Origin of the sequence: Bradyrhizobium sp. STM 3809, from assembly GCF_000239795.1 — a bacterium.
Classification (GTDB): Bacteria; Pseudomonadota; Alphaproteobacteria; order Rhizobiales; family Xanthobacteraceae; genus Bradyrhizobium.
On the sequence record NZ_CAFJ01000638.1, the window covers coordinates 1 to 10909 of the forward strand.

Consider the following 10909-nt stretch of genomic DNA (forward strand, 5'->3'; position numbering starts at 1 on the left):
TCCTCCCTGCGCCCTCACGTCATGGGGGCCTCACGATGCATCACCCCGGGCGCAGATCACGCTGCGGGATCACCTCATCACGCCTGGTTGTCGCAACTCATCGCAACGAGTTCGGGCTGTCATGCACCGACTCATTGGCGGGGCTATCGCAGATGCAGATCCGGAGCCGTCACGACGAACAATCCTTCATGTTGGCTTGCTCCGTCATGCCCGGCCCGGAGACGACGACGTGGAGAGAGACGCGTGCAAAACCGCGAACCTCAAATCGGCTAGCCCTGGGCCAATCGGAGATGCGAGGCCGCTGTCATAGTCTCTAACGCGCAATAACCATGGGACGACTTTGAATTGTCATATTCGCTGCTGACGCGGCACGGCCAATCTGGATTTACAGCTCATTAAAAACAAATCTGCATGGAATACCGCTACGAAACGCTGGCGATTGAGCACGATACGATGAGCCCCGCGAAGAAGAAGACGGCCGCGACGGTCAGCAATGATCTGTTCGAGGACATCCCGGTGCTCAAGCGCAAATGGCACGCGGCGCTGAAGCCCGGCCAGAGCCTGCCGCGCTATGAGGACGTGATGCTGGGCAGCCTCGGCCGGCTGGCCGACCACGTCGCGCTGCTGCGGGAGGAGGACGACCGGCTCGAGATCACCCGCAGCGGCCGCTATGTCCAGCAATGGCTGCAGAACGACGGCTGGGACATTCCGGTCGAGTCCGTGTCGCCGGACTGCGCGACGGTGCTGACGGAGGCCGCGATTTGCGCCGTGACGAGCGGCAAGCCACATCTGTCGACCGCATATTGCGTGCGTGACGGCATGGTGCGCACCTACGACGTGCTGGCGCTGCCGACCAGCTCGCGCTGGGGCCGGACGCTGGTCGGCACCTACATCAACGAGCGCGCCGCACAGTACAATCTGCTCGATTCCATCTTCTCCACCACCGAGGACGGCGTCGTCTCGCTCGCCACCATTCGCGACAGCGCAGGCCGACCCTGCGACTTCCAGGTGGTGCATCACAATCAGTCGGCGGCGACACTCCTCAAGCTCTCGCCGGCCGAACTGCAGTGGCGCCGGCTGGCGCAGGCCGGAACGATGCTCGGCAGCACCGACGTGCTGGCGCGGTTGTTCGCCGTCGTGACCGACGGCGGCCGAGATCAGTTCGAGCTCGATTGCGACGACCGCAATCTGCGCCTCGGCGTGCATGCGTTCGGCGATATCGTGTCGCTCACCGTGTCCGACGTCACCGCGCTGAAGCGCCGCGAGGCGTCGTTCCGCCTGCTGTTCGATGCCAACCCGCTGCCGATGGGCATCTTCGACACGGCCACCGGACGCATCATGAAGGTCAACGCGGCCGCCGCCGAGCATTACGGCTATGATCGCGAGCGGCTGCTCGGCATGACGATCTGGGACCTCTGGCCCGAGAGCGAAACGACGGACCCGGGCGAAGCCATGGCGCGGCTCACGGCGCGCGACGACTTTCATCGCGAATGGCGGCACTACACCGCGGACTGGTCGCTCATCGACGTGCTGGCCTATGGCCGCCGGATCTCCTACGAAGGACGCGACGGCTTCCTCGTCGCCATCGTCGACATCACCGAGCGCCGCAAGGTCGAGGCCCGCATCGCGCACATGGCGCATCATGACGGCCTGACCAATCTGCCCAATCGCGAGCTGTATCAGGAGCGCCTGAAGCAGGCACTGCAGCCCGGGCCTGCCGGCCCCAAGCCGATCGCCGTGCTGTGCGTCGATCTCGACCTGTTCAAGAACGTCAACGACTCGCTCGGTCATCCCATGGGCGACCGCCTACTGCAGGCGGTGGCCGACCGGCTAAGGGAGCGCGTGCATGGCTGCAACCTGGCGGCGCGGCTCGGCGGCGACGAATTTGCCGTCATTCTGGCCGACGCGCCGTCGCTCAGCGACGCCAGCGATGTCGCGGCGAAGCTGATCCAGGCGTTGAGCGCGCCCTACGAGATCGACGGCCATGAGCTCGTGATCGGCGCCTCGATCGGGATTGCGCTTGCGCCATCCGACGGCTCGACCAGCGAAGAGCTGATGAGGAATGCCGACATGGCGCTGTACCGCGCCAAGGAGGAGGGCGGCGGTGTGCACCGCTTCTTCGAGAAGGAGATGGACCTGCAGGCGCAGAAGCGCCGCGATATGGAGCACGATCTCCGGCAGGCCTTTGCAGAGGGCGATTTCGAGCTGCATTATCAGCCGCTGGTTGATGTCGCGACCAGCACCATTTCCGGCTTCGAATGCCTGCTGCGCTGGCGCCATCCCGAGAAGGGCATGATCTCGCCGGCTGAGTTCATTCCGGTCGCGGAGGACATCGGACTGATCGTGCCGATCGGCGAATGGGTGCTGCGCCAGGCCTGCCGCGAAGCGGCGACCTGGCCCGACGGCATCACGGTCGCGGTCAACCTGTCGCCCGTGCAGTTCCGCAGCCGCAACCTGGTGCAGGTGGTGGTCCAGGCGCTGGCGCAATCCGGCCTTGCGCCGGAGCGGCTCGAGCTCGAGATCACCGAATCGATCTTGCTCGCCGAGACCGAGGCCAATCTCGCCACCCTGCATCAGCTGCGCGGGCTCGGCATCCGCATCTCGATGGATGATTTCGGCACCGGCTATTCGAGCCTCAGCTATCTCCGCAGCTTCCCGTTCGACAAGATCAAGATCGACCGTTCCTTCGTGAAGGACCTGGCCCAGCGCTCCGACTGCCTGGCCATCGTCCGTGCCATCTCCGGCCTCGGCAGGAGCCTCAACATCACCACCACGGCCGAAGGCGTCGAGACGCCGGATCAGCTCGATTCGCTGCGCGCCGAGGGCTGCAACCAGGTCCAGGGCTTCCTGTTCAGCGCAGCCAGGCCGGCCTCGGAGATCGCAGGGCTCTTGGCGCGGTTCGGCGCGAGAGCGTCGAAGGCGGCGTGATGGGATGATCGTCGCCCCACCCACGACCGTCGTCCCGGACAAGCGCGCGGCACGCGCGCGCCGATCCGGGAGACATACGCTTCGGCGGATGTGATGACGGCAGGAGTGGCCCAGCAGCGCGGAGCCGTAGGGTGGGCAAAGGCGCGCACACCGCTGCCTCCTCCAGGCGAGATCGTTGTGGCGCCGTGCCCACCATCTCGCAGGGGAACGTGCGGTTCGACGGTGGGCACGCGCCGCCTGCGGCAGCGCTTTGCCCACCCTACGGCAGCACGGCCGTGGCGATCAGAACCGTGTCACGATGTCGGCCAGCGCCGGCCGCGGGCGGTCCTCGCTCGGCTTGGTCGGGTTGCCGATGTGAATGAGCCCGGCGAGCTTTTCCTCCGGCTTCAGCCCGAAGCCCTCCATCACGTCGCGGTCGAACATGAACCAGCCGGACAGCCAGCAGCCGCCATAGCCGAGCGCGGCCGCCGCGGTCAGGATGTTCATCGCGCTCGCGCCCGCCGAGAGCTCCTGCTCGTAGGCCGGCACCTTGGGGTGCGGCCGGGTGAAGCTGACGAGGCCGATCACCAGCGGTGCCTCCATGAAGCGGTTCTTCTCCACCTCGAGCTCGGCGGCCGTGGCCTGCGGGTTCTTCTTGGCGGCCACGGCGGCGATGACCTCGCCGGCGCGGCGACGGCCGTCGCCCTCGAACACGATGAAACGCCAGGGGGCAAGCTTGCCATGGTCGGGCACGCGGGCGCCGATGGTCAGGATGGTGTCGATCTCGGCGGGCGAGGGGCCGGGGCCGCTCATCTCGCGCGGCTTCACGGAGCGGCGGGTCTTCAGCAGTTCAAGGGCGTCGGGCACGTCGGGGCATCTCGTTCGTTGCACGCCGAACAGATAGCATGCGGCTCCGGCCGCAACGAGGCCACGTCCCCTCGTTTTGATCGCTTCTACCGGCATGCTCGGGGAGGGCGCCAAAGCCGCCCCCATGGAGGGGGCCGAGGCATAGGCGCGCGATGCGGCGTGGCGGCTGCGGCGTTCTGTCCGGATCCCGTCATTCCGTCGTGATTCGTCGAACCTTGGGGAGGCCGGTAAAAACAGAGTGCTGAGAGATCTGCCAGAGGCCGCTTTGATTGTCCGATCTGCCATGCCGACGACCGGGATGACGCCATCGCCTGACGCCGTCATGCGGCTGCGGCGCCAGCCGGGCTTTGCCCAGGCGATGCGCGCATCGACCGACGCTGCAGTCCGGCTGTACCGCGCCGACCGGATTCTCAACGCCTTGCTGAGCGACCGCGGGCGGGCGCTGATGCCGCTTGTCGCGCTCTACCTGCATTTCGCCGAGCAGCACGGGGAGCCTGGTCTCACGGTCGGCGCCATGAAGGAGATGTGCGCCCGGCTCGACCTGTGCAGCGCTGGCCGCTGCGAGGCGATGCTGGCTTTGATGCGCGCGACGGGGCTTTTGGCCTCGACGCCGCATCTCGACCGCCGGCGGCGGCCGCTGGTGCCCACCGACAAGCTGATCGCCCTGCATTGCGACCGCTGGGGTGTGCAGTTCGATGCGATGACTGCGGTGGTGCCGGCCGCGGCCGCCTACGGCGCGGCGCTGAACGATCCGTCTTTCGTCAAGACCTTCGTCCTGGAACTTGGCCGTCGCTTCATCGCAGGTCTGCGCGTGCTCGACGGGTCGCCGGAACTGGAGCCGTTCGCCGAGCGCACCGCCGGCATGGTCATCCTGTTCAGCCTGGCCCAGGGCGGCCGAGCGGACCAGCCGTTCCCGCCCGTCGACGCCGTGCCGCTGTCCATCAATGGCCTGGCGACGCGCTTCTCGGTATCGCGCAAGCACGTGCTGTCGTTGATCCGTGACGCCGAGGACAAGGGACTCCTGGCCCGCGGGGGCGCCGGCAACGACGCCGTCACCATCCTGCCCAGGGGCCGCGAGGCCATCGCGCAGATGCTCGCGACGATGTTTCTGTACATGGCCGAATGCGCCGAAGTCGCGCTGCAGGCCGCGGGCAGGAAAGAGAGCGTGATTGATGCGGCGGCAATTCTGTCGGCATAGCCGCGTAGCCCGGATGAGCGCACGCCGGAGCCCGTCAGGGCTGCGGCGGGGGCGACATCCGGGTTCTCACGCGCGACCGCGGCGACCCCGCATGTCGCTGCGCTCATGCGGGCTACAGTGTCGCACCCGTTCAGGCCGCCTCGCGCTGGCGGCGGCGCACGTCCGGCGGCGTCGCCTCGTCGACCAGGGCGGCGATCGCCTCCGCGGTCGGCATCACCGTCTGGCCATCGCGGCCGAGGCGGCGGACGGAGACCGAATGCGTCTCGGCCTCCTTCTTGCCGACGACGAGCAGCGCCGGGATCTTCTGCAGCGAGTGCTCGCGAACCTTGTAGTTGATCTTCTCGTTGCGAAGATCGATCTCGGCCCGCAGTCCGGCCCGGCGCAACGCCGCCAGCACCTGCTTGGCGTAGTCGTCGCCTTCCGAGGTGATGGTCGTGACGACGACCTGGGTCGGCGCCAGCCACAGCGGGAAGCTGCCGGCATAGTGCTCGATCAGGATGCCGATGAAGCGCTCCATCGAGCCGCAGATCGCGCGATGCACCATCACCGGGGCCTTCTTGGCGCCGTCGGCATCGATGTAGAACGCGCCAAAGCGTTCCGGCAGGTTGAAGTCGACCTGCGTGGTGCCGCACTGCCAGTCGCGGCCGATGGCGTCGCGCAGCACGTATTCGAACTTCGGCCCGTAGAACGCGCCTTCGCCCGGATTGATCTCGGTGCGGATGTTGTTCCGTTGCGCCTTGATCTCGTTCAGCACGGTCGCCATGACGCGCTCGGCGTGATCCCACATCTCGTCGGTGCCGACACGCTTCTCCGGCCGGGTCGACAGCTTCACCGTCAACTCGCCCTCGAAGCCGAAGTCGGAATAGGTCGAGAGAATGAGATCGTTGATCTTCAGGCATTCCTCGGCGAGCTGATCCTCGGTGCAGAAGATGTGCGCGTCGTCCTGGGTGAAGCCGCGCACGCGCATCAGGCCGTGCATGGCCCCCGATGCCTCGTAGCGGTGCACGACGCCGAACTCGGCGAGCCGCAGCGGCAGGTCACGGTAGCTCTTGAGGCCATGCTTGAAGATCTGCACGTGACCCGGGCAGTTCATCGGCTTCAGCGCGAACCAGCGCTTGTCCTCGGCCTCGTCGCCGGCGGACTGCGCCGCGAACATGTTCTCGCGGTACCAGTTCCAGTGGCCCGAGGTCTCCCACAGCGACTTGTCGAGGATCTGCGGCGCATTCACCTCGTCATAGTCGCCGGCGAGACGGCGGCGCATATAGGCGATCAGCGCCTGGAAGATGCTCCAGCCCTTGGGGTGCCAGAACACGACGCCGGGGCCTTCCTCCTGGAAATGGAACAGGTCGAGCTCGCGGCCGAGCTTGCGGTGGTCGCGCTTCTCGGCCTCCTCGATCTGCTTGAGGTAGGCGTCGAGCTGCTCCTGCTTGGCGAACGCCGTGCCGTAGATGCGGGTCAGCATCGGGTTGTTGCTATCGCCGCGCCAATACGCGCCCGCCACCTTCATCAGCTTGAAGGCGTTGCCGATCTTGCCCGTCGAGGTCATGTGCGGGCCGCGGCACAGGTCGAACCAGTCGCCCTGGTAGTAGATCTTGATCGGCTCGTTGCCGGGAATGGCATCGACCAGCTCGACCTTGAACGCCTCGCCCTTGTCGCGGAACACCTGCTTGGTCTTCTCGCGGTCCCACACCTCCTTGGTGAACGGCTTGTCGCGGCCGATGATCTCGCGCATCTTCTTCTCGATCGCGGCGAAGTCCTCGGGCGTGAACGGCTCGTTGCGGAAGAAGTCGTAGTAGAAGCCGTTCTCGATGACCGGACCGATCGTGACCTGGGTGCCCGGCCACAGCGCCTGCACGGCCTCGGCGAGCACATGCGCGCAATCGTGCCGGATCAGTTCCAGCGCGCGCGGGTCGTCACGGTCGACGAGCTCGAGCCTGGCATCCTCATTGATCGGATCGTTGAGGTCGGCGACGTCGCCGTTCAGCGCCATCGCGACGGTGCGCTTGGCGAGCGAGGGCGAGATGCCCTTGGCGACGTCAAAGCCGGTGGTGCCTCTGGGATATTCGCGCTTCGCGCCGTCGGGGAAGCTGATGGTGATCTTCTCGACCGGGGCGGCAGGCTTCAGGTTGCTCAGGCTGTACTGGAAGCCGGATTTGGACTGGTCGGATTTCGAGTCGGGGGATTTCGAGTCGGGCATTTTTTCTCTCCTGGAGCTCACTCCTGCGAACGAGCGCAGGTAAGCGGGAGCCAGGGGTATAGCAGGGGATTTCCAGGCTGCAACCCGGGGAGGGGCGGGAAAACCGGTCGATTGGGCCAGCCTGTTGCGGTGCGGACATTGTCGCCGCGGGCCGGTATGATACAACTTCAAGTGTTCTGAGCGTGGGGGCGCGTGGCGATGGTGTCTTTCGGGGGGGCGCCGCTTTTTCTTCGGATCCGGCGTAGAGCGAGCCGCATGGCCGCAGCAGGCCTCACAGCCGCGCTGATGGGCTCGGCGTCGCTGGCGGCCGTGCCGCCGACGACCCAACCGGCGATCAGCAGGCCGGTGGTCTCGGTCAGGCCCTCCGCGCCACAGAAGCCCGCCATGCAGATGAGGCCGGCCATTCCGGTCCAGCCGGCGACGGCGGCCAAGCCGGCAACCAGGCTAACAACCAAGCCGACAGCCAATCCGGCGGCCGAGGCGAAGCCGGCCAAGAAGCCTGCGGCCTCGCCGCGGATCGCCGACAATTCGGCGCCGATCTCGTTTGCGCTCGTCAAGGGCGGCCCCGACTCCTGCGGACCGGGATGCGACAGCTGGATCGCGGCGGAAGGCAAGATCGACGGCAGCGCGGCGGCGCGGCTGCGCAAGTTCATGAAGCAGATCGGCGAGCGCAAACTGCCGATCTACTTCAACTCGCCCGGCGGCAATGTCGAGCAGGCGCTCGCGATGGGCAATTGGCTGCGCGAGAAGAAGGCCTCCGTTCGGGTCGGGCGCACCATCGTGCGCGAATGCGGTTTCGAGGCCCAGGAGGGCGATGTCTGCACCAAGCTCAAGCTGTCCGGCCGCGAGCTGCATGGCGAGGTCTGGACGCGCGGTTCGATGTGCAATTCAGCCTGCCCCTACATCATTCTCGGCGCGCCGACCCGCGAGCTCGCGCCGGACGTGACGCTGGCGGTGCATTCGCCGCGCGTGATCCTGAACTTCACCGGCGGGGTGCCGACGCACGAAATGCGGGTGCAGGCGCTGCAGCGGGCGATGGAGCGCGCCGACAAGATGGTGCTCGACTACATCAACAAGCTGGGCGCCGATCCGGGCTTGCTGGCGGCGGCGCGCTCGGTGCCGTTCGAGAGCATGCGCATCCTGACCCGCGAGGAGATAGCGCGCTTCGCGCTCGACAGACGCGAGCGGATCGAGAGCCCCTGGATGTTCGAGGCGGCCGCCCGCGGCATCGCCTACAAGACCGTCCTGTCGCGCAGCGGCGGCGAAACCACGTTCCGGACCACGCGCTTCCAGCTCGTCTGCTTCGACCAGGACCGCTTCGAACTCGATGTCGAGCGCAACGCAGGTCCGGCCGTCGGTGCCGGGATTCTCTCGATCGCGAGTGGCGATCTCAGGCTCAACTTCCTGTCGCCGCCGCGCCGGTCGGGCGAGCGCGAGACCTGGGGTGTCTTTCTCAACGGCAGTCAGATGAAGACGCTGGCATCGTCGTCGGCGGTCGAGCTGGCCGATGCGCCGGCGGGCGGGGTCCGTCCCGGCGCAGCGGGATTCCCGGTCGGGAGCGACGGGCTGCAAACCGTTCTGAAGAAACTGACGGACGGCTGTCCGTCGTCGAAGGCCGTGATCTATCCGTCGGGCATGCCCGTGCCGTGGATGCAGGTTCCCTCGCCGCAAGCATCGGCCCAGCCGGCCCGGTGACGAGAGGACGAGGGAATGTCATGCGCAGCATGAGCAATTTTCATGCAGATGCATGAAAATTTCTGCTATTGAGCGGCCATGACAACCGCTGCCATGACCTCCGCTGCAATCACCACGGCTCAAACCCCGCCGCGCTTCGCGCCGACCGCGCTGATGCTCGGCAACATTGTCACCGGCTGCTCGGTCCTGGCGCCGGCCGGCCTGCTGCCCGAACTCGCCGCCGACCTCGCGATCGAGGTCCACACCGCCGGACTGCTGATCACCTTCGGTGCCGTCGTGCTGTGCATCTGCTCGCCGCTGACCGCCTGGCTGACCGGCCGCTTCGACCGCCGCCTCCTGCTGGCGTTCACGTTGCTGGTGCTGATGCTGGGGAATCTGGCCTCGGCCTTCGCCTCCAGCTATGCGAGCCTGCTCGCGATCCGGCTCGTCCTGCTCGCCGTCGGTGCGCTGTATACGCCGCAGGCGGCGGGGACGGCGGCCCAGATCAGCCCGGTGGAGAAACGCGGCAGCACCATCGCCTATGTGTTCCTCGGCTGGTCGCTGGCCGCCGCCGTCGGGCTGCCGCTGATCACGTTCATCGGCAGTCATTCCGGCTGGCGTGCGGCCTATCTCGCGGTCGGGGCCGCCGGCGCGGTCAGCCTGCTGCTGCTGGCCTGGCGGCTGCCGTCGGGATTGAAGGGCGCGCCGGTCGAGCTGAAGACCTGGAGCGAGCTCGGCCGCAACCGCATGGTGGTGCTGTTGCTGCTGATCACGACCCTGCAGATGTCGGGACAGTTCGTGATCTTCACCTTCATGGGCCCGCTATTGAAGGCGTTGACCGGCGCCGACGCCAACGCGGTGGGGCTGGTGTTCGCGATCTACGGCGCCTGTGGCTTCATCGGCGTCGTCATCGCCACCCGCATCGTCGACGGATGGGGACCGTATCGCACCTCGCTGCTGTTCACCTGCCTGCTGTTCGCAGGCATCGCGGTCTGGACCCTGAGCGCCGGCGTCTATGCGGTCATGGCGGTGGCGGTCGCGATCTGGGGGCTGGGATTTGCGTCCACCAATTCGATGCAGCAGGTTCGCCTGGTCGCGGCGGCGCCGCCGCTGGCGTCGGCCTCGGTGTCGCTCAACACCTCGGTCCTCTATATCGGCCAGGCGATCGGCTCCGCGGTCGGCGGCAGCCTGTTCGCCCGCGGCGAGCTGGGGGCTACCGGCTACGTCGCGCTGGTGTTCGTCGTGCTCGCGCTGCTTGCGATTCTGGCGAGCCGGCCGCGGAAGCCGGGGGCGGCGCTCGCCTGAGGTCCACTGCAAAACGGCGGCTTGGCGCTTGGCAAACCCGGTCGGACCGGATTAAAGCCGCTGGGGTGGGAGGCTGGTGGGCGGAGATCGCGTCAATCGAGGGCGCCGGTCTCGACGGGGCAATCGCCCGGCTCACCGCCGGATGAGAGAGACATGGCATGAAAAAGACGATGTTGAGCCTTGCCGCGGCGCTGTTCTGCACCTCGGCGCTGGCCCAGAGCGGCGCCCCGATGGTCGGCGACCGCCCGCTGGTGCAGGTCAAGCCGAAGGGGACGAAGGCGACGAAGACCGCAGCCGCGGCCCCGGCCAAGCCGCAATCGGCCGCCGCCAAGCTCCAGGCCTGCCTGGAAATCGATGACGGCACCAAGGAGCGGCTGGACTGCTACGACGCCGTCATTCCACCGGCCGCCAAGCCGAAGGCGATGAAGGCGAAGGCGGTGGCCGACTGCAAGTTCACCAAGGAGCAGGACGAGCGGCTGGCCTGCTTCAACGGCTTCGTCGAGAACATGCCGAAGCTGCCCAAGAGCTGATAAGAGCCGACAAGGGGCCAACGACCGGGCTTGAGGCGGCGGCCTCAGCGGCTCGATGAGCCCGACGCCCCGGCGGCGATTCGGATCGGCGGCTGCGCGGCCGCCATCTTCGTCAGCACGTCCCGGATCGGGTTGCGGGTCCAGGCCTGAGTCACGTAATCCCGATGCGTGATGCCCTCGTCGGTCTCGACGAAGACCACGCTGCCGGGACGCAGCGGCCGGTCCATGTCC

At 67.1% G+C, this 10909-nt stretch carries 7 protein-coding genes and 1 pseudogene; 5 read left to right on the forward strand and 3 right to left on the reverse strand.

Annotated features, from left to right (window positions below):
- Nucleotides 1-411 precede the first annotated feature (411 nt).
- Nucleotides 412-2928 (forward strand): putative bifunctional diguanylate cyclase/phosphodiesterase, encoded by a 2517-nt coding sequence (locus BRAS3809_RS28455; protein WP_008965466.1) that lies wholly within the window; start codon nt 412-414, stop codon nt 2926-2928.
- Between the two features lie 282 nt (nt 2929-3210).
- On the opposite strand, the gene BRAS3809_RS28460 is transcribed toward BRAS3809_RS28455, so the two are convergent.
- Nucleotides 3211-3774, reverse strand: coding sequence for a nitroreductase family protein (locus BRAS3809_RS28460; protein WP_008965467.1), 564 nt, complete (start codon nt 3772-3774; stop codon nt 3211-3213).
- 283 nt (nt 3775-4057) lie between these two features.
- On the opposite strand from BRAS3809_RS28460, the gene BRAS3809_RS28465 reads away from it, so the two are divergent.
- Nucleotides 4058-4972 (forward strand): hypothetical protein, encoded by a 915-nt coding sequence (locus BRAS3809_RS28465; protein ID WP_008965468.1) that lies wholly within the window; start codon nt 4058-4060, stop codon nt 4970-4972.
- Between the two features lie 130 nt (nt 4973-5102).
- Here the strand turns inward: BRAS3809_RS28465 and thrS are convergent, their stop codons facing one another.
- Nucleotides 5103-7169: a threonine--tRNA ligase gene (thrS, locus tag BRAS3809_RS28470; RefSeq protein WP_008965469.1), complete on the reverse strand. Its 2067-nt coding sequence runs from the start codon at nt 7167-7169 to the stop codon at nt 5103-5105.
- A gap of 255 nt (nt 7170-7424) precedes the next feature.
- Between thrS and BRAS3809_RS28475 the strand changes: the two genes are divergently transcribed.
- The 3 genes from BRAS3809_RS28475 (at nt 7425) to BRAS3809_RS28485 (ending at nt 10678) form a co-directional block, all read left to right on the forward strand.
- Nucleotides 7425-8864, forward strand: a complete 1440-nt coding sequence (locus BRAS3809_RS28475) for a hypothetical protein (RefSeq protein ID WP_008965471.1) — start codon at nt 7425-7427, stop codon at nt 8862-8864.
- 93 nt (nt 8865-8957) lie between these two features.
- On the forward strand, nt 8958-10148 hold the full coding sequence (locus BRAS3809_RS28480; protein ID WP_008965472.1) for an MFS transporter: 1191 nt from the start codon (nt 8958-8960) through the stop codon (nt 10146-10148).
- A gap of 158 nt (nt 10149-10306) precedes the next feature.
- Entirely contained in the window at nt 10307-10678 is a 372-nt protein-coding gene (locus BRAS3809_RS28485) for a hypothetical protein (RefSeq protein ID WP_008965473.1), read from the forward strand.
- 44 nt (nt 10679-10722) lie between these two features.
- On the opposite strand, the pseudogene BRAS3809_RS28490 reads toward BRAS3809_RS28485, so the two are convergent.
- Nucleotides 10723-10909, reverse strand: a pseudogene (locus BRAS3809_RS28490) (alpha/beta hydrolase); the annotation flags it as partial.

What these genes read in the sequence shown, in the direction of transcription:
- BRAS3809_RS28455 (WP_008965466.1), top strand. Translation starts at nt 412, where the DNA reads ATGGAATACCGCTACGAAACGCTGGCGATTGAGCACGATACGATGAGC.
- BRAS3809_RS28465 (WP_008965468.1), top strand. Translation starts at nt 4,058, where the DNA reads ATGCCGACGACCGGGATGACGCCATCGCCTGACGCCGTCATGCGGCTG.
- thrS (WP_008965469.1), bottom strand. Translation starts at nt 7,169, where the DNA reads ATGCCCGACTCGAAATCCCCCGACTCGAAATCCGACCAGTCCAAATCC.
- BRAS3809_RS28475 (WP_008965471.1), top strand. Translation starts at nt 7,425, where the DNA reads ATGGCCGCAGCAGGCCTCACAGCCGCGCTGATGGGCTCGGCGTCGCTG.
- BRAS3809_RS28480 (WP_008965472.1), top strand. Translation starts at nt 8,958, where the DNA reads ATGACCTCCGCTGCAATCACCACGGCTCAAACCCCGCCGCGCTTCGCG.
- BRAS3809_RS28485 (WP_008965473.1), top strand. Translation starts at nt 10,307, where the DNA reads ATGAAAAAGACGATGTTGAGCCTTGCCGCGGCGCTGTTCTGCACCTCG.